A 19,425-nucleotide genomic window follows, 5' to 3' on the forward strand; every position below is an offset into this window, starting at 1 on the left:
ACAGGGTGGCGTCGGCAGCGGTGACACCCGCGTGACACGTCGCTGACACCGCCATCCACCACCGTGACCGTCGAAGCCGTGCCTGATCACCAGCACACACGGCTCACCGCTCGCACCGTCCTGCCAGGAGCATCCACCATGACCACCCGTCCACCAGCCGGCGCGCCCTCCACGACGCCTCCACCACTGCCCAGCCGTGGCGGGGGCCGAACGCGTCGACTGCTGTCGTCGGTACTCGTGGGCGCGCTGATCGCCAGCACGCTGAGCCTCGTCATCGGGACCGGACCGGCCCAGGCCCAGGTCAGTTCCGGGTTCGGGATCCAGTCCCTGGTCCTCGAGGCCGGCGATGAGCCGACCGACATCCGTCAGCTCGCCCTCAGCCCCGACGGGACGCGGGCCGTCTTCACGGCGGACCTCGACGTACCCGGGCTGCGGGAGCTGTGGTCGATTCCCCTCAACCAGGGCACGCCAACGCCGACACGCCTCAGCCCGGCGCCTGACACGCCCGGAGGAGATGTCACCACCGCCAGGCTGACCCCGGACGGCACCCGAGTGCTGTTCACCGGCGACCTCCTGACCGACGGTGCCGACGAGCTGTACACGGTCCCGGTCGACGGCTCGGCACCCGCCGTCCGGCTGAACGTGGGCCCGGCTCAGGGTCAGCCTGTCTCGAGGGCCTTGGCGATCACCAGCGACAGCGCACGAGTGGTCTTCCGCGCGGCGACGGCCGGGCCTCAGCAGTTCGAGGTGTTCTCGGCCCCCGTGGATGGCGGCGAGCCGATACGGCTGAGCGACGACGTCCCGACGGGCGGGGGGTTCTTCAACCTCAGTCTGACCCCAGACGGGACCCGAGTGGTCTACCGGGGCGAGGGCGTTACTGATGGCCGGTCCGATCTCTACAGCGCACCAGTCGATGCCACCGGGCAGCAACTCCGGCTGGTAGCTGCGCCGAGCTCCACACGCGAGGTCCTGCTCGGGGGTCTGGTTGTCTCCTCAGACAGCAGCCGCGTTGTCGTCCGTGCCGATCTGCGCACCGACGGGGTGGCCGAGCTGTTCAGCGTCCGGCTCGACGGGACCACCGAGCCAGTTCGGCTGAGCCCCGACCTGCCAACCGGTGCCCAAGTTGGCTTCTTCGTGGACGTGACGTCGGACAGCACCCGGGTGGTCTACTCCGGCCTGCGGAGTCTCAACACCGTCGAAGAGGTCTTCAGCGTCGCCATCGACGGCGGTCCGGTCACCCGACTGAGTAGCGACCCGGTTCCAGGAGGCTCGGTCGGGCTCGCGCGGCTTGCACCAGACGGGCAGTCCGTGGTCTTCACCGGCGATCTCCTCACTGACGGGGTCGACGAGATCTTCTCGGTTCCTGTCGACCGACCCGGCGGGCAGGTCCGATTGAACGACCCGCTGCCACCGGGGCAGCGCCCGTCCTTCTTCGAGGTATCTCCTGACGGGCAACGCGTGGTCTACGAGGGTGAGCTGACGACGCCGGGTGTGAAGGACCTGTACTCGGCCGAGATCGGGGTCGAGGGTACGCAGGTCCGGCTGAGCGATGGGACCGAGAGGCGGGACGTGGAGCTCTCCACCATCACATCGGATGGCCGGTCAGTGGTCTATCGCGAGGCCGTGGTCGTCGACGAGCTCGACCAGGACACCACAGGTGCCCAGTTGTCCAGCGTCCCGATCGATGGCGCGGCGCCGCCGACGCGGCTCTCTGACGATCCCGTCGAGGACGATGTGATCGGCGGCTTCGCCATCTCCTCCGAGCAGACCTTCGTGCTGTACCGCGGCGCACTCCGCGGCACCGGCGGCGATGAGCTCTATGCCTCGGCACTGGGCCTGCCCGGACCAATTGGCGATCTGACCGTGGACGCGGTCAGCGCGACGACCGCGACGGTGTCATGGACGCCGCCGACCACCGGTCAGCCCGACAGCTACCAGGTCACCATCGACCCACCCGACATCCCCACCCAGACCGTAGACGGCGCGGCAACGGCCGCGACCCTGACCGGGCTGCAACCCGAGACGGGCTACACCGCGACGGTGGTGGCAGTCAACGACGCTGGCAACTCCCCCGGCACCACCGTCGGCTTCACCACCGCCGCGGCCTCCGACCCCGGCGACCCGGGTGACCCGGGCGATCCAGGTGATCCGGGCGAGCCGGGCGACCCCGGCGACCCAGGCGAGCCGGGTGACCCGGGCGAGCCGGGCGATCCGGGCGCTGACACGGCGACCCAGACCGAGATCGTGCGGCTGGCCGGACCCGACCGGTTCACCACCGCCTCAGCGATCGCCCTGAACCAGTTCACCCCTGACGAAGTCGACACCGTCCTACTGGCCACCGGTGGCGACTTCCCCGACGCCCTCGCCGGCGTCCCCCTGGCCACAGCCCTGGACGCCCCCATTCTCCTCACCGCCACCGACACCCTCACCGACACCACCGCCAACGCCCTCGCAGCGTTGGACCCCGAGACGGTCATCGCCCTCGGCGGCACCGCCGCCATCCAAGACCCAACACTCGAGGCAGCCGGTCTCGCCGCCGACGGGGCCACCACCCAGCGGCTCGCTGGACCAACCCGCTTCGAGACCGCCACCGCAATCGCCGACGCCCTCCTCGACACCGGCGGCGACCCCACCGAAGTCTTCCTGGCACTCGGCACCAACTTCCCCGACGCCATCGCCGCGGGACCCCTCACCGCAGGCGCACCCATCCTGCTCACCGCCCCCGACACCCTCACCGACACCACCACCACAGCGATCACCCGCGACACCAGCACAGACACAGGCGTCGACACCACCACCGACACACCCCCGCCCAACCGCATCACCGCCGCCGGCGGCACCGCCGTCATCCCCGACACCGTGCTGGCCGCCGCCAGCCAAGCCGCCGACGGCGCCACCACCCAACGGCTCGCCGGACCCAACCGATTCTCTACCGCAACAGCGATCGCCGAAACACTCCCCAACCCCGACACCGTCTACCTCGCCGTCGGCACCAACTTCCCCGACGCCCTCGCCGCCGGACCCGCCGCCGCAGCCGACAACGCCCCCATCCTCCTGGCCGTCGGCGGCGCCAACCAACTCCCCCAAGAGACCGTCCAGTACCTCCAGAGCCTCGACACCCTGAACCGGATCGTCCTCATCGGCGGCACCACCGCCATCCCCGAGACCATCGCCGACGAGATCACCCGCCTCGTCGAGTAGTGGCGCAAGAGATGGGTGCTGGGCGTGTCTGTGAGGGGCGCGCCCGGCACCACCTCTGATCCCGGCCTGCAGTCACACCACCTGTCCAACTCACACTCCAACCCGTCACACGTCCACCAGGAGACCCGCATGGCTTCCCGCGCCGCCGCACGCCCATCAACAACAACCACTCCAACTCGCGCACTGCCCGTCCCGCGGCTGCTGGCCGCCATGCTGGCGGTTGCAGTGCTGGCCAGCACGCTGGCTGCAACCACAGCGCTGCCTGCCCACGCGCAGGGCAACCCCGGATTCGGGCTGGAAACGGTCGTCGTCGAGAGCCCCGATCGGCCAACGAGCGTCCGACAGGTCCGGATCACCCCGGATGGCGCCACCGCGGTCTTCACGGCTGATCTCGAGGTCGAGGGTCGCCCTGACCTCTGGTCGATTCCGTTGGATGGCGGCGCGAGGACCCCGACCCGGCTGAGCCCGGAGCCGGTCGCCGGTGGATTCGTCGGGGGGTTCACGATCAGCCCGAACTCCACCCACGTCGTCTTCAACGGCGACGTGCTGAGCGACGGCAGACGGGACCTGTTCGTCGTCCCGGTCGACGGATCCAAGCCGGCCACCCGCCTCAACATCGGCCCTGCCGAGGGCTTCGGCGTCAGCCAGTCCGTTGCGTTCACGCCCGACAGCCAGCGGGTGATCTTCCGGTCGGCCACGAGTGACGATCCGATTCTGGAGCTGTTCTCGGCTCCCGCGACCGGCGGGCAGCCGGTCCGCTTGAATGACGATGTCCCCGAGGGTGGAGGGGTCTCGACCTTCGTGGTGACACCCGACGGCAGCCGGGTGGTCTACCGTGCGGTCGGCACGACCACCGGCGTGTTCGAGGCGTACAGCGCACCAGTTGACGCCGCCGGCGGACAGGTCCGTCTCAATGCGCCCCCTCCCCCTGACGGCGATGTCGAGGGCCGGTTGGTCGTCACACCGGACAGCACACACGTCGTCTTCAGCGGCGATCTGCGAGTTTCGGGCGTGTCGGAGCTGTTCAGGGCCCCGGTCGACGGCTCGGCGGACCCGGTCGTGCTCACCCCACAGCCGGTGGTTGGCGGCGACGTCACCAGGAGCCAGTTCGACATCACCGCCGACGGCTCCCGGGTGGTGTACCTGGCCGACCAGCGCGTCGATGAGGTACAGGAGATCTTCAGCGTGCCGCTGGAGGGTGGCCCGTCAGTCCGCCTCAGCAGTGATCCGGCAGGCGAGGGCGACATCCTCCGCTTCGAGCTGACACCTGACGGTGAGTCCGTCGTCTACCTCGGTGATCTGCTGACCGACGAGGTGCGCGAGATCTTCTCGGCACCGGTGGACGCCGGTGGCGCTCAGGTCCGCCTGAACGGTCCGCTGCCTCCGGGCGAGAGCCTGACCCGCTTCGACCTCTCGTCGGATTCCGAGCGTGTGGTCTTCCCCGGCAAGCTGACGACCCCGGATGTGGTCGATGTGTACGCCGCGCAGGTCGGCGTCAGTGGAACTCAGGTGCAGCTCAGTGATGTGGACGTACCGGCGACCGCAGATGACGAGCTGATCACACCGGATGGCCGATTCGTGATCTACACCGAAGCGGTGCCCGACCAGCAGGGCTCCTCGACCGGTGCGTTCGCGCAGGCCGTGGTGGTTCCGATCGATGGGTCCGCGCCCGCACGACCGCTCACCGACGTCCCGGTCCAGTCGGACTCGATCCGGAGCATCCAGCCAGCCCCGGACTCATCCTTTGTGGTGTTCCTCGGGGACCTGCGGACGGCGGACGTGGAAGAGATCTACGCCTCCGGTCTGTCCCCAGCGCCGGTCACCGACCTGGCTGCCAGCGCAGTCGGCGCGACGACGGCGGAGCTGTCCTGGACCGCCCCGACGACCGGTCAACCCGACACCTACCGGATGACGCTGGACCCGCCCGACATCGCCGACCGGACCATCGATGGCGCGCTGGAGTCCGCGACCTTGACCGGGCTGCAACCCGAGACCGAGTACACCGCGACCGTGGTGGCCACCAACGACGTGGGCAACTCCCGCGAAACCACAAATGCGTTCATCACCGCTGCAACCCCCAACCCCGGAGACCCTGCCGATCCGGGCGACCCAGGCGACCCGGGCGACCCGGGCGATCCAGGCGACCCGGGGGATGACGACGGTGGTGAGACCGAGACCGTCCGGTTGGCCGGCGCCGACCGGTTCACCACCGCCACCACCATCGCGCTGGACCGCTTCGAGCCCGGAGACGTCGACACCGTCCTGCTCGCCACCGGCGGCGACTTCCCCGACGCCCTCGCCGGCGTGCCGCTGGCCACCGCGCTGGACGCACCGATCCTGCTCACCGCCACCGACACCCTCACCGACACGACCGCCAACGCCCTCACGGCGTTGGACCCCGACACCGTCATCGCCCTCGGCGGCACCGCCGCCATCCAACAGGCCATCCTGGACGCCGCCGGTCTCGCTGCCGACGGGGCCACCACATCTCGTCTGGCCGGACCCTCCCGGTTCGAAACCGCCACCGCCATCGCCGACGCCCTCCTGGACGCCGGTGGTGACCCCACGAGCGTGTTCCTGGCCCTGGGCACCAACTTCCCTGACGCCATCGCCGCCGGACCCATGAACGCGGGCGCACCCATCCTGCTCACCGCCCCGGACACCCTCACCGACACGACCACCGCAGCGATCACCCGCGAGACCGGGGATGACATCCCACCGCCGCCCCAGCGCACCACGGCCGTCGGCGGCACCGCGGTCATCCCCGACAGCCTCCTGAACGCAGCAGAACAAGCCGCCGCAGGCGCCGCCACCAACCGGCTGGCCGGACCCAACCGATTCGCCACCGCCACAGCAGTCGCCGAAACCCTCCCCAACCCACAGACGGTCTACCTGGCCGTAGGCACCAACTTCCCCGACGCCCTCGCCGCCGGACCCGCCGCCGCAACCGAGGACGCACCCATCCTCCTGACCGTCGGCGGCGCCGACACCCTCCCCACTGAGACCGTCCAGTACCTCCAGACCCTGGACACCCTCGACCAGATCGTCCTCATCGGCAGCACCACCGCCATCCCCGACACCATTGTTGATGAGCTAACCCGACTGCTCGGCTAGCGACCAACACGCCCGCTGACGGGCGCGCTTGCCAGGGCACGCCCGGCCCTGCCGTGCCTCGGGGACGTGCTGAGCGCGAGAGATCGCGCCGCCACGGCATCCACATGCGGGCTGTGCGAACCGACCGGCCGGCAGCTCCGTACTGCGGCATGTCCGCACACGTGACAGCCCGGTGACACGCCCCTGACACCCCGCTGCTCCACCGTCATCACTGCTCGCCCGACCATCACGCCTCGGTGAGCCCCACCCAGCCAGGAGACACCATGACCCCCCGCCGCACCATGACCCGCCCGACCACACCCGTGACCTCGCCAGCCACGATCGCCCTCCCGGCGCAACGCGACGTACCCGGCCATCTGCAGCGATGGATCGCCGCTGTGCTCCTCCTCGCAGTGCTGGCCAGCACGCTGGTTGCCGGAACTGCCGTGCCGGCAGGGGCCGCCGGCAACCCAGGCTTCGGCATCCAAGACCTGGTCCTCGAATCTGGGGACCAGCCCAACGAGCTGTCGCGGCCAGTGATCACCCCGGACGGCACGAGGGCGGTCTTCCGCGCCGACCTGGAGGTGCCTGGCCGGTTCGAGCTGTGGTCCCTCCCCCTCGACGGGAGCACGGCGACGCCGACACGGCTCAGCCCGGACCCACTCATCCCAGGCGGTTTCATCGTCGACTTCGCGATCAGCCCTGACTCCACACGAGTGCTGTTCGTCGGCGATGTGCTGACCGACGGCACCAATGAGCTCTTCAGTATCCCCGTCGACGGCTCGGCGCCGGCCGTCCGCCTGAACGTGGGGCCAGCAGGCGGTCAGAACGTCGAGACGGACTTCGAGATCACCCCCGACGGCGCGCGAGTCGTCTTCCGCGCAGAGACCGCCGGCCCCGACCAGTTCGAGGTGTTCTCGGCCCCCGTCGGCGGCGGCGACCCGATCAGGTTGAGCGACGACGTCCCAGCCGGCGGCGGATTCTCCTCCGTCATCTTGACGCCCGACAGCAGTCGAGTCGTGTATGAGGGTGAGGGCAGGCGTGCAGGGTTCAATGAGCTGTACGCGGCCCCCGTGGATGCCAGTGGGCAACAGGTCCGGCTGGTCACCGCGTCCAGCGCCGACCGTGCCGTCCTGCGTGGCCGGCTGCAGGAGATCACCCCGGACAGCACACGCGTGGTCTTCCACGCGGACCTCAACGCCGACTTGGTCAACGAGCTGTTCAGCGTGCCGATCGACGGCTCCGCCGACCCGGTTCGACTGAACCCGGACCTGCCGTTCGGCGGCGACGTGGCCATCTTCGACGCCGCAATCACACCGGACAGCTCCCGCGTGGTCTACCTGGCCGACCAACGCGTCAACAACGTCCAGGAGCTCTTCAGCGTCCCGGTGGAGGGAGGCCAGTCGATCCGGCTCAACAGCGATCCGGTGGGTGGCGGGGCGGTCCTCTCCCCGAAGCTCACGCCCGACGGCGCCGCGGTGGTCTATCTGGGCGATCTGGTGACGGACAACGAGCGCGAGATCTTCTCGGCGCCCGTCGACGCTCCCGGCGGTCAGGTCCGCCTGAACGACCCCCTGCCGGAGGGACTCAGCCTGTTCACCTTCCAGATGTCGCCCGACGCCGAACACGTCGTCATCCAGGGCCAGCTGACCACGCCGGGTGTGAACGACGTGTACTCCCTCCGGATCGGCGTCGAAGGCGACCAGGTACTTCTCAGCGACGGGCAGGGGCCCCAGGAGGCGAGGCTGCCCCTCTTCACGCCTGACGGCCTGTCGGTTGTGTACAGCGAGGACGTCCTCATCGGACGGATCAAGCCGACCATCCAGAACTCCCGTCTCTTCACCGTCCCGATCGACGGCTCAGCCCCGCGGACGCCGGTGTCCGATCGGCCGGTGGAGGCTGACAGGATCGACGACCGCGTCATCTCGCCTGATGGAACCTTCGTGTTGTTCACCGGCGACCTGCGAGGCGCCGGCGAGACGGAGATCTACGCCTCGGGTTTAAGGCCGTCTCCCGTCACCGACCTGACTGCCAGCGAGGTGGATACGACCTCAGCCCAGCTGACCTGGACGGTGCCAGCCTCCGGGCAGCCGGACAGTTACCAGATCACGGTCGACCCGCCGGATGCTGCTGCCCAGGTCATCGACGGCGCACTGACGGGTGCGTCCTTGAGCGGGCTGCGACCCGACACGGCCTACACCGCAACGGTGGTGGCCACCAACGAACTCGGCAACTCCGCCGACGCCGCCGTGGCGTTCACCACCACGGCAGTCCCGGCTCCTGAGCCTGCCGATCCCGCGCCCGGAGATCCAGGCGATCCGGGTGATCCCGGTGATCCCGGTGACCCAGCCGAGCCGGGCGACCCAGGCGATCCAGGTGATCCGGGCGACCCTGGTGACCCGGAACAGCCGGGTGAGGACACCGGTACCGGTACCGAGATCGTCAGGCTGGCCGGCCCTGACCGGTTCACCACCGCCACCACCATCGCCCTGGACCGCTTCACCCCCGGAGACGTCGACACCGTGCTGCTGGCCACCGGCGGCGACTTCCCCGACGCCCTCGCCGGCGTCCCACTGGCCACCGCACTTGACGCCCCGATCCTGCTCACCGCAACTGACACCCTCACCGACACCACCGCAGACGCCCTGGCCCAACTGGACCCCGACACGGTCATCGCACTGGGTGGCGCTGCCGCCATCGCCGAGCCGACCCTAGACGCTGCCGGTCTGGCCGCCGGCGGGGCGGCGACGCAACGTCTCGCCGGACCCTCCCGATTCGAGACCGCAGCAGCGATCGCGGGCGCGCTCCTCGACGCTGGGGGTGACTCGACCGAGGTGTTCCTGGCCCTGGGCACCAACTTCCCCGACGCCATCGCCGCCGGCCCCATCACCAACGGCGCACCCATCCTGTTGACCGCACCCGACACCCTCACCGACACCACCACGGCCGCCATCGCCCGCGACACCAGCAGTGACACCAGCACAGACACAGGTGCCGACACCACCACCGCCACACCCGCGCCACCCGACCAGATCACCGCCGCGGGCGGCACGGCGGTCATCGCCGACGACGTCCTCGTCGCGGCCAGCCTGGCCGCCGACGGGGCCACCACCAACCGACTCGCCGGACTCAACCGATTCGCCACTGCGGTCGCGATCGCCGGGACCCTCCCCACCCCCGACACCGTCTACCTGGCAGTGGGAACCAACTTCCCCGACGCACTCGCCGCAGGACCCGCCGCAGCAGCCGACAACGCACCCATCCTCCTCGCCAACGGCGGCGCAGACCAACTCCCCCAAGAGACCGTCGAGTACCTCCAAAGCCTCGATGACCTCAACCAGATCGTCCTCATCGGCGGCACCACCGCCATCCCCGAGCAGATCGAGACGCAACTCGATGCCGTCCTGGGCTGATCTAGGCGGTCATCGAACACGATCGCGAACCACCCGGCCCGGCGCTCCGTACAGGGGAGCGTCGGCAGCGGTGACACCCGCGTGACACGCCGCTGACACCGACACCCGCCACCGTGATCGTCAGTGCCAACGCCGGTCACGACGCCGTTCCTTCACCCCCGCCCGGAGAAAGCCATGGACCCCCGCCCAACCGCCGTCAGGATCGCCTCGATGCAACGTGTCACCGTCACGTTGCTCGTGTCCGCCCTCCTCGCCAGCACCCTCGTCACCATCACGGCCGATCCGGCTGCCGCAGCCGGCAACCCTGGGTACGGGATCCAATCTCTCGTGGTGGACGCAGGGGGAGACCCTGCCGTCATCCGCGCGCTGGAACTCACGCCGGACGGCACCCACGCCATCCTTCTTGCCGACCTGGAGGGTGCCGGTCGGTTCGATCTGTGGTCGGTTCCCATGGACGGGAGCACGGCTGCGCCGACCCGCCTCAACCCTGAGCCAGTCCCCGCCGATGGGGACGTAAACGTCTTCCAGCTCAGCCCGGACTCCTCTCGAGTGGCCTTCGTCGGCGACCTGTTGGCGGAGGGCGCCTCCGATCTGTTCGTGGCACCTGTGGACGGTTCGAGCCCCGCGGTGCAACTCAACGTCGCACCCGGTGATCGCCGCGTCCCCAGTTCGTTCACGTTCACGCCTGACAGCGCCCGTGTGGTCTTCCGGACCAGCAGCGCAGGCCGGTCGGAGCTCTTCTCCGTCCTGCTCGACGGCAGCCAGCCACTCCGGCTCAACGACGATGTCGTTGCCGGCGGAACCGTTCGACGCTTCGAGGTCACACCTGATGGGTCGCGGGTGGTCTACGACGGCGACCTCACCCGGAACAACGTCATCGAGCTGTACTCCGCCCCCGTCGATGCCAGGGGTCAGCAGGTGACCTTGAACACCGCACCCCCGTCTGGCGGCGAGGTGTTCGGGGGCGCGACGATCAGCCCGGACGGCTCGCAGGTGGTCTTCCGCGGCGATATCCGTGTGAACGACGTCTTCGAACTGTTCAGCGTTCCGACGGACGGCTCCGACGACCCGGTGCGGCTGACCACCGAGCTGACATCCGGTGGCGACGTGGAGCAGGGCAGTCCGCTCATCACACCGGATGGATCCCGGGTGATCTACCGCGCCGACCAGGTGACCGACGAGGTCGACGAGCTCTTCAGCATCCCCATCGAAGGGGGCCCATCGGTTCGTCTGAACAGTGATCCGGTCGCCGGGGGCGACGTCTCCCTCGTGCGGCTCGCACCCGATGGAGAGTCGGTTGTCTACCGAGGTGATCTTCTGACGAACGGTGTCACCGAGATCTTCTCAGCGCCCGTCAGTGCCACCGATGGCCAGGTCCGCCTGAACGACCCCTTGCCGCCAGACGTGAGCCTGTCCACCTTCTTCGTGTCCCCGGACTCTACGCATGTGGTCTTCGATGGCGAGCTCACAACACCAGGGGTGGAGGACCTGTACTCGGCCCCGATCGGCGTGGGTGGCGGGCAGGTCCAGTTGTCCGACGCGGCGGATCCGCAGGACGCACAATTCGCATCGATAACCCCCGATGGCAGGAGCCTGATCTACGTCGAGGACGTCAGATCCGGGCAGATCGAGGTGGTCGGTCGCTCGGCGCAGCTGCTCAGCGTCCCGATCGACGGCTCTGGTCCGCGGCGGCCCTTGAGTGACACGCCGGTTGAGTCTGACTCCGTCATCCGGGTGGACGTGTCGCCTGACTCCTCCTTCGTGGCCTTTGCTGGCGACCTTCGAACGTCGGGATCCACGGAGGTGTACGCCGCCGGTCTGGTGCCCACCGCCGTAACTGACCTGACCACCGCTGAGGTGGATCAGACCTCGGCTGAGCTGACGTGGACGGCCCCGACAACCGGTCAGCCCGACAGCTACCAGATCACCCTGGACCCACCCGACATCCCCACCCAGACCACCAACGGCGCGGCAACGGCCGCGACCCTGACCGGGCTGCAACCCGAGACGGGCTACACCGCGACGGTGGTGGCGGTCACGGCCGCTGGCAACTCCCAAGGCGCCACCGTGACCTTCACCACCCAAGCGGCGGTCGACCAGCCTGGGCCGGACCCGACCGACCAGCCGGACCCCGACCCGGACCAGGGTCAGGATCGCGATCCCGATCCCAGCGACACCGGTACCGGTACCGAGATCGTCAGGCTGGCTGGCCCGGACCGGTTCAGTACCGCCGCCACCATCGCCCTGGACCGCTTCGACCCGGACGACGTCGACACCGTCCTCCTGGCGACCGGAGGCGACTTCCCCGACGCCCTCGCCGGCGTCCCACTCGCCACCGCACTTGACGCCCCCATTCTCCTCACCGCCACCGACACCCTCACCGACACCACCGCCACCGCCCTGGCCCAACTGGACCCCGACACCGTCATCGCCCTCGGCGGCACCGCCGCCATCAGCGACCAGACCCTCACCGCAGCCGGCTCTGCCGGAGACAGAGCCAGCACCCGACGACTGGCCGGCCCCACCCGGTTCGAAACCGCCACCGCCATCGCCGACGCCCTCCTCAACGCCGGCGGCGACCCACCGAGGTGTTCCTGGCCCTGGGCACCAACTTCCCCGACGCCATCGCCGCCGGACCCATCACCGCAGGCGCACCCATCCTGCTCACCGCACCCGACACCCTCACCGACACCACCACCGCCGCGATCACCCGCGACACCGGCAGCGACACCACCACCGACACCGGGCCAGACACCGGCGTCGACAGCACCACCGACACCCCGGCACCACCAACCAGCATCACCGCCGTCGGCGGCACCGCCGTCATCCCCGACGACGTTTTGGCCGCCGCATCACAGGCCGCCGGAGGCGCCACCACCCGGCGACTCGCCGGACCCAACCGGTTCGCCACCGCGGCAGCCATCGCTGCCACCCTCCCCAACCCCGACACCGTCTACCTCGCGGTGGGCACCAACTTCCCCGACGCCCTCGCCGCCGGACCCGCCGCCGCAGCCGACGGCGCCCCCATCCTGCTCGCCGTCGGCGGCGCGGACCAACTCCCCCAGGAGACCGTCGAGTACCTCCAGACCCTCAACAGCCTCGACCAGATCGTCCTCATCGGCGGCACCGCCGCCCTCCCGGACCACATCGAAGACCAACTGGCAGCACTCCTCCCCTGACGGGCTCGGGCTGGGCGCGGCGTGAGGGGCGTGCCCAGCCCGGCCAACCTCTCACGTTGGCGACCGACCAGCACTCGTGGTGCGTTTCCCGCGCATAGCCCGTGCACGTCTCCCGGTAGGAGTCAGGCCGGGTCGCCCAAGCTCTTTGCCTGCTTCGCCTTGTCCCGACGGCCGGCGATCAACGACGACGGGCACCACTCCTCCACCACACAGCCGCCGCAGGCCGGTCGGAGCGCATCGCACACCCGACGGCCGTGCAGGATGATCACCAGACTCGCCGAGCCGTAGTGCTCCCGCGGGAACAGCCGCATCAGGTCCTTCTCGATCTTGACGGCATCGCTGTGCTTGGTGAACCCGAACCGCTTCGACAACCGGGTGACGTGGGTGTCCACGGCGATGCCCGCGTCCGGGTCCTCGAGCAGCGCCTCGGGGGCCGATCCCGCCAGCACCACGTTCGCGGTCTTCCTCGCCACACCGGGCAGGGTGACCAGGTCGGCCATCCGCAGCGGCACCTCACCGTCGAAGTCGGCCAGCAGGGCCTGGCATAGACCTCGAATGGACTTGGTCTTCTGGCGGAAGAAGCCGCTGGACCGGATGTCGTCCTGCAACTCCTCCTCCGGCACCGCCAGGTAGTCCTCCGGACCGGGGTACTTCGTGAAGAGGGTCTTGGTGATCTCGTTGATCTTGACATCGGTGGACTGGGCCGAGAGCACCGTCGCGATGAGCAGCTCGAAGGGCGAGGAGTGGTCCAACTCGATGACCCCGCCGTCGTACTCATCCAGCAGGGCGGCCAGGATGTGGGGGGCGCGCAAGGTCTTGCCGCTGTCACGATCCAAAGGTCGGTTGGTGGGAGAGTCAGGCATATCCGGCATCCTAGGACCCACCGCTGACACGCGACCGATCCGCTGCGGTCAGTCGCTGGCCTGACCATCCACCGGCAGGGTGAGCGTGAACTCCGATCCTTCGCCGAGGACGCTCTGGACGGTGATCTCACCGCCATGCCGCTCCACCGCGTGGCGGATCAGCGACAGACCAAGGCCGGTACCGCCCGCCGCCCGACTGCGCGCCTTGTCGACCCGGTAGAAGCGCTCGAAGATCCGTTCCTGATCGGCCTCGGGGATGCCGATGCCGGTGTCCCGAACGGTGATGGTTGCCGCCGGACCGTCGCGGGCGACGCTGATGACCACCGTCCCCTGCGACTCGTTGTACTGGATGGCGTTCTGCAGGAGGTTGCCGACGATCACCGTCAGGTCATCGCGGATGCCGATCACCGACGCGTCGCCATCTGCCTCGAGCGACAGGTGCACGTCCCGACCCTCGGCGATGGAGCTCAGCCGGTCGATCTGACGCCGGCACAGATCGACCAGGTCGATGCGTTCGCGGCCGCGGCCATCCGCGCTCTCCTCCAGCCGCGCCAGATCCAGCAGGTCACGAACCAGTTGGGACAACCGCATCGCCTCCAGTTGGATCCGGGACACCATCGCCCGTGCGCGCTCCGGGTCCTGATCGAGCGCCAACTCGAGGCTGTCCGCCAACGCCCAGATCCCGGTCACGGGGGTCTTCAACTCGTGGGAGGCATTGGCGACGAAGTCCCGGCGCATCTCCTCCACCCGCCTGAGGTGAGTGAGGTCGGTGACGATGAGTGCCGTGTCGTCGCCGCCGGTCGTGGCGGCCCTGGCCAACAGCTCGCGCCCGTCACGGGTGGCGGTCACGGTCACGTCGTCTCCGGTGGCCTTGGTCTCGGCGACCGCCTCGGCCAGGGATGTGACGCCCAGGGCCCGCAGCGGACTCAGCCCCAGGGGATCTGGCATCTGGAACTGCTCCGTGGCAGCCGGGTTGGCGTAGGCGACCCCATCGGCGTCGAACAGCAGGACCGAAGTCGGCAGGGCGTCGAGCAGTCGCTCGACCTGGAGACGGTCCTGGCGGACGCTGTCCAGTCGCTCCCCCAACACCCGGCGCTCGCGAGCCAGCTCCTCATCGCTGGCCCGAGTAGCTGCCTGCCACCACAGCAATCCCGCGATCGCCAGGATCGCGAGGCCCACCACCGCGGCCGGCCCGCGAAGAACGAGGCCGCCGATGAAGGACAGCACCACCAGCCCGAGCAGGGTGAAGCGGCGACCAGCTGAGTCCACGTCACCAGTGTGCGCGCTCGGCGCCCGCTCAGTCGGTGAACTTGTACCCCACGCCGCGAACCGTGACGACCAAGGTCGGCTCCTTCGGATCCTCCTCGATCCGACCTCGGATGCGCTTGATGTGCACGTCCAGGGTCTTGGTGTCGCCGACGTAGTCGGCACCCCAGATCCGATCGATGATCAGATCACGCGTCATCACCCTGCCCGCGTTGCGGATCAGCAGCTCGAGCAGCGCGAACTCCTTGGGTGGCAGCTCGACCAGTTCGCCACGGACGGTGACCTCATGCCGCTCCGGGTCGATCCGGATGCCCTGGACCTCGAGCGGAGAGGTCAGGTCGGGCACATCCCAGTCCGCGCCACGTCGGAGCACGGCCCGGATCCGGGCAGCCAGCTCCCGCATGGAGAACGGCTTGGTGACGTAGTCGTCGGCCCCGAGCTCGAGCCCGACAACCCGGTCGATCTCGGAGTCCTTGGCCGTCACCATGATGATCGGGACGGCGGCGTCACTGCGCAGCCGCTTGCAGACCTCCGTGCCCGACATGCCGGGCAGCATCAGGTCGAGCAACACCAGATCGGGACGCTCACGCCTGAACAAGTCGATGCTCTCGTTGCCGTCGGTGGCAGCGACGACCTCGAACCCCTCCGAACCAAGCCCGAAGTGCAGGGCCTCGACGATGGCTGGTTCGTCTTCCACGACCATGATCTTGGGCATCGGTTCGTCAGCGTAGGTGCCGGGCCGGCGCGTGAGACGGCTGGCAGGGCGTCGGGTGCGGGAGTTCACGGACGATTCACCATCGGTTGTAGCGTGGTTCAGAGCAGAAGCTCCGTCCATGACCTTACGACAGGCACCATGGACGACCGTACACCCCCTGTAGCAACCAGATCGGTACGCGGCATGCCCGTCAAGGGATTGCGAGTTGGCTTCCGCTCGGCGATGACCGAGGTGGAGGACAGCATCCTGCTGCTCGGACGGCAGGTCCAGTCCATGGTCGGCGGCGCCGCCGCGAGCATACGCCGGCCGGATCCTGCCGTGGCGGGACGAATTCGGCGGGCAGACGACGAGGTGGACGAGCGGGTTGCCGAGCTCGACTCCCGGCTGTACGAGCTCCTGACCCTCCAGGGGCCGGTGGCGGCCGACCTGCGGTTGCTGCTCAGCCTCCAGCGGGTGTTGGCCAGCATCGAGCGGATCGGCGACGGCGCCCTCAACATCGCGCGGCTCACCGGATCCTACGCCGAGCACGCCATGGCCCCGCAGCTGGTCCAGCAGCTCCACGAGTTGGGGCTGCGGTCCGAGCGGGCCGTCCGGACCGGCCTGGACCTGTTCGGCCACCGCCAGGTGACGACCGAGCCACTTGACGTCGTCGAGCGCCAGATCAACCAGTTGCACCACGGACTGACGGCGCGCCTGATCGATCACGCGGTCGGCAGCCGCGCGGCAACCGAGTGGTCCATCAACATGGTGCTGGTCAGCCGGCACCTCGAGCGCATCGGCGACCACGCCATGAAGATCGCCCGTGAGGGTGGGTTCGTCGCCACAGGCGAACGGCTCCCTCGCCACACGACCTGATCGGCCTAGACCGGGTCGGGTACGGCCTCCCGTTCCTTCGCTCGCTGTTGGAGCACGGTGTGGGTGCCGGTCTCGGGGTTGGTGCCCGAGCGGTGCCAGGAGCCGTCGGGGCGCAGGTCCCAGGCCGACCAGGTGTCGGCAGCCATGATGGCGAAGACGTCGTCCAGCTGGGCCCGATTGGCCTGATCGAGGACAGGGATGATGGCCTCGACGCGGCTGTCGAGGTTGCGCGCCATCATGTCGGCAGAGCCGATGAGGTGGACGACGTCGTCGCTGCGCGGCGGTCCGAACCGGAAGATCCGTGAGTGCTCCAGGAAGCGGCCGACCACCGACCGGACGGTGATGTTCTCACTCAGGCCCTCGACGCCGGGCACGACGGCACACATCGAGCGGACGTACAACTCGACCCGGGTGCCGGCGTCTGACGCGTCGTACAGGGCGTCGACGACCTGGCGGTCGACCAGGTTGTTGCACTTGATGGTGATGTGCCCGGCGGCACCACGCTCGGTCTCGCGACCGATCAGCCGCATCAGCTCGCCGCGCATGGCGTCCGGGGCTACCAGCAGACGGCTGTAGGGCTGGGCGTCGGAGTAGCCCGTCAGCATGTTGAACAGGTGGGAGAGGTCCTCGCCGACGCGCTGGTCCGCCGTGAAGAGCCCGAGGTCCTCGTAGATCCCGGCGGTGGAGGGGTTGTAGTTGCCGGTCCCGACGTGGGCGTACCGCCGGAGCTCGCCGTCCTCCTCCCGGATGACGAGGCAGGTCTTGGTGTGGGTCTTCAGGCCGATGAGGCCGTACACCACATGGACCCCAGCAGCCTCCAACGCCTTGGCACGCCGGATGTTGGCCTCCTCGTCGAAGCGGGCCTTCAACTCGACCAGCGCCACGGTCTGCTTCCCCGCCTCGGCAGCGCGGATCAGCGACTCGACGATCGGGGAGTTCCGGCCGGTGGTGCGGTAGATGGTCAGCTTGATCGCCATGACCTTGGGGTCGGAGGCGGCCCGTTGGATGAATGCCTGCGTCGAGCGCTCGAAGTCGTCGTAGGGATGATGAACCATGACGTCGCCGGCACGGATGGCTGCCCAGATGTCCTCGGTCTGACCGAGGGCCGCCGGGACCCGTGGGGACCACTGCGGGTAGTGCAGCCCTGGCCGGTCCTGGCCGGCGATCTGCCATGCACCCTCCAGGTCGAGCGGCCCGGGCACCGTGATGATGGCGCCCTCCTCGACGTCGAACTCCTCGACGAAGCGTCCGAGCAGGCCGTCCGGCATGCCCTCCTGGGCCTCGACCCGCACCACCCTGTCGAAGCGGCGCTCGAGCAGCCCGGTCTCGATCGCGTCCAGGAGGTCCTCGGCCTGCTCCTCCTCGAAGAACTGGTGCGCGAAGCGGGTCACGCGGAAGACCCCGTGCTCGATCACGGTGATCGCGGGGAACATGACGTGCAGGTGGGCGGCCACTACCTGCTCGGTCGGCACCAGGGTCACCGTGTCGTCGGGGCCCGACAGCTCCACGAAGCGGCCGAGGGTCCGGGGGACCTTGATGCGCGCGAAGGACTCCTCGTCGCGGGCCGTCCGGACCCTGACGGCGAGGTTCAGCGACAACGAGGAGATGTGCGGGAACGGCCGACCTGGATCAATCGCGAGCGGCGTGAGGATCGGGAACATGCGCCGCTCGAACGCCCTCGAGCACTGGGCCCGCTGGTCATCATCCAACGCATCGTGGTCGACCACGTGGATGCCCTCGTCGGCAAGGGCCGGGACCAGCTGCTCGCGCCAGATCCGCGACTGCGCCTTCGCCGTGTCCGCCAGTATCCCGTGAACGGTGGCCAGCAGGTTGGTGCCCGCCAGCCAGCTGCTGGCGTCGTTGCCGCGGCTGGCGTCGTCGCGCACCAACTGCAGGCGCTTCTGGACCCACTCGTCGGTGTTGCCGGAGAAGATGGCACAGAACGCGACGCGCTCCAGCAGCGGCACCTCCGGGTCGGCCGCGAGGGCCAGCACCCGGGTGTTGAACGACAGCTGCGACAGCTCCCGGTCGCCGTATCGCGTACCGGGCGGCATCGTCGGCAGGTGGCGCAGGGGGTCCAGGTCGTGAGCGTCATCCATCGCACTGGGTTGTACCCCGTCCTGCAGCGGTCGAGCAGCCCGGAGGTGGTGAACGTGCGGTGACGGGGCACAGTTGTCCGGTGAGCATCACCTGGTTGGAGCCAATCGACCCTCAGGACGTCGATGCGGAGGTGACGCTGGCCGGACGGCGTCACCCCATGCGGATGGTGACGATGGCGGCTGCGGCGGAGGTTGGAGCCTGGTCCGGGGACACCCCCCGGCAGGTGGAAGCCACCTTCGACGCCCTGGCAGGCGAGTGGCACACACGCCACTCCCCCGGTCGAACGGCTGCGCTGGGCGACGCGCTGGATCGCGGCGTCCTCACCGAGGATTGGACCGCGAGCGGCGATGTATGGCTGGAGCTCGGCGCCGGGGACGGTGCCGCCTCGGCGACCATTGCGGCACGCGCGCCGCGGCTGGTCGCGATCGAGCTGTCCGCGAGGATGCTGGCCGAGTCCCCCGATGACGGGGTCATGCGGGTCCGGGCCGACGCGGCCGCGTTGCCCCTGGACGACCACGCCGCCTCCTGCGTGGTCCTCATGAACATGCTGCTGTTCCCGACCGAACTCGATCGGGTCCTCGCCCCCGACGGCCGACTCCTCTGGCTGTCCTCCCGCGGGCCCGCCACACCCATCTACCTGTCGGCCGAGCAGGTGGCTGCGGCGCTGCCCGGGCGCTGGGGCGGTGTTGCCGGCCAGCACGGCACGGCCCACTGGGCCGTGCTGTCCAGGCTCGGTTGAG

10 protein-coding genes and 1 pseudogene are annotated in these 19,425 nt (G+C 69.3%); 7 read left to right on the plus strand and 4 right to left on the minus strand.

What is annotated here, in order from left to right; all coding sequences use genetic code 11:
• Window positions 1–138 precede the first annotated feature (138 nt).
• From C1746_RS19735 to C1746_RS23280, 5 genes and pseudogenes are all read left to right on the plus strand, one after another.
• Entirely contained in the window at window positions 139–3,201 is a 3,063-nt protein-coding gene (locus tag C1746_RS19735) for a cell wall-binding repeat-containing protein (protein WP_162868000.1), read from the plus strand.
• Between the two features lie 129 nt (window positions 3,202–3,330).
• Window positions 3,331–6,315, plus strand: coding sequence for a cell wall-binding repeat-containing protein (locus C1746_RS19740; RefSeq protein WP_162868001.1), 2,985 nt, complete (start codon window positions 3,331–3,333; stop codon window positions 6,313–6,315).
• A 263-nt stretch (window positions 6,316–6,578) separates the two neighbouring features.
• Window positions 6,579–9,707 (plus strand): cell wall-binding repeat-containing protein, encoded by a 3,129-nt coding sequence (locus C1746_RS19745; protein ID WP_116716478.1) that lies wholly within the window; start codon window positions 6,579–6,581, stop codon window positions 9,705–9,707.
• A gap of 450 nt (window positions 9,708–10,157) precedes the next feature.
• Window positions 10,158–12,002 (plus strand): annotated as a pseudogene (locus tag C1746_RS23275) (fibronectin type III domain-containing protein); the annotation flags it as partial.
• A 293-nt stretch (window positions 12,003–12,295) separates the two neighbouring features.
• Window positions 12,296–12,886 carry a cell wall-binding repeat-containing protein gene (locus C1746_RS23280; RefSeq protein ID WP_414627944.1) on the plus strand — a complete coding sequence of 197 codons (591 nt, stop codon included), beginning with the start codon at window positions 12,296–12,298 and terminating at the stop codon, window positions 12,884–12,886.
• Between the two features lie 122 nt (window positions 12,887–13,008).
• On the opposite strand, the gene nth is transcribed toward C1746_RS23280, so the two are convergent.
• The 3 genes from nth to C1746_RS19765 are packed head-to-tail and all read right to left on the minus strand — an operon-like array spanning window position 13,009 to window position 15,730.
• Window positions 13,009–13,749: an endonuclease III gene (gene nth, locus C1746_RS19755; protein WP_116716480.1), complete on the minus strand. Its 741-nt coding sequence runs from the start codon at window positions 13,747–13,749 to the stop codon at window positions 13,009–13,011.
• Window positions 13,750–13,797: 48 nt separating this feature from the next.
• The gene (locus tag C1746_RS19760; RefSeq protein ID WP_116716481.1) at window positions 13,798–15,018 is read right to left on the minus strand and encodes a sensor histidine kinase; all 1,221 of its coding nucleotides are present in this window, start codon (window positions 15,016–15,018) and stop codon (window positions 13,798–13,800) included.
• Between the two features lie 28 nt (window positions 15,019–15,046).
• Window positions 15,047–15,730, minus strand: a complete 684-nt coding sequence (locus C1746_RS19765; protein ID WP_116716679.1) for a response regulator transcription factor — start codon at window positions 15,728–15,730, stop codon at window positions 15,047–15,049.
• A 183-nt stretch (window positions 15,731–15,913) separates the two neighbouring features.
• Here C1746_RS19765 and C1746_RS19770 point away from each other — a divergent pair, with 183 nt between their 5' ends.
• Window positions 15,914–16,585 (plus strand): phosphate signaling complex PhoU family protein, encoded by a 672-nt coding sequence (locus C1746_RS19770; protein ID WP_162868003.1) that lies wholly within the window; start codon window positions 15,914–15,916, stop codon window positions 16,583–16,585.
• A gap of 5 nt (window positions 16,586–16,590) precedes the next feature.
• Here C1746_RS19770 and ppk1 read toward each other — a convergent pair whose 3' ends face one another.
• Complete coding sequence (gene ppk1, locus C1746_RS19775; RefSeq protein ID WP_205712012.1) at window positions 16,591–18,684, minus strand: polyphosphate kinase 1; 2,094 nt, start codon at window positions 18,682–18,684, stop codon at window positions 16,591–16,593.
• An 80-nt stretch (window positions 18,685–18,764) separates the two neighbouring features.
• Here ppk1 and C1746_RS19780 point away from each other — a divergent pair, with 80 nt between their 5' ends.
• Window positions 18,765–19,424, plus strand: a complete 660-nt coding sequence (locus C1746_RS19780; RefSeq protein WP_116716483.1) for a methyltransferase domain-containing protein — start codon at window positions 18,765–18,767, stop codon at window positions 19,422–19,424.
• Window position 19,425 lies beyond the last annotated feature (1 nt).

Source organism: Euzebya tangerina, from assembly GCF_003074135.1.
Classification (GTDB): Bacteria; Actinomycetota; Nitriliruptoria; order Euzebyales; family Euzebyaceae; genus Euzebya; species Euzebya tangerina.

Excerpts from the sequence above, each read along its gene's own strand:
- C1746_RS19735 (WP_162868000.1), top strand. The coding sequence starts at position 139 with ATGACCACCCGTCCACCAGCCGGCGCGCCCTCCACGACGCCTCCACCA.
- C1746_RS19765 (WP_116716679.1), bottom strand. The coding sequence starts at position 15,730 with ATGCCCAAGATCATGGTCGTGGAAGACGAACCAGCCATCGTCGAGGCC.
- ppk1 (WP_205712012.1), bottom strand. The coding sequence starts at position 18,684 with ATGGATGACGCTCACGACCTGGACCCCCTGCGCCACCTGCCGACGATG.
- C1746_RS19770 (WP_162868003.1), top strand. The coding sequence starts at position 15,914 with ATGCCCGTCAAGGGATTGCGAGTTGGCTTCCGCTCGGCGATGACCGAG.
- C1746_RS19745 (WP_116716478.1), top strand. The coding sequence starts at position 6,579 with ATGACCCCCCGCCGCACCATGACCCGCCCGACCACACCCGTGACCTCG.
- C1746_RS19740 (WP_162868001.1), top strand. The coding sequence starts at position 3,331 with ATGGCTTCCCGCGCCGCCGCACGCCCATCAACAACAACCACTCCAACT.
- nth (WP_116716480.1), bottom strand. The coding sequence starts at position 13,749 with ATGCCTGACTCTCCCACCAACCGACCTTTGGATCGTGACAGCGGCAAG.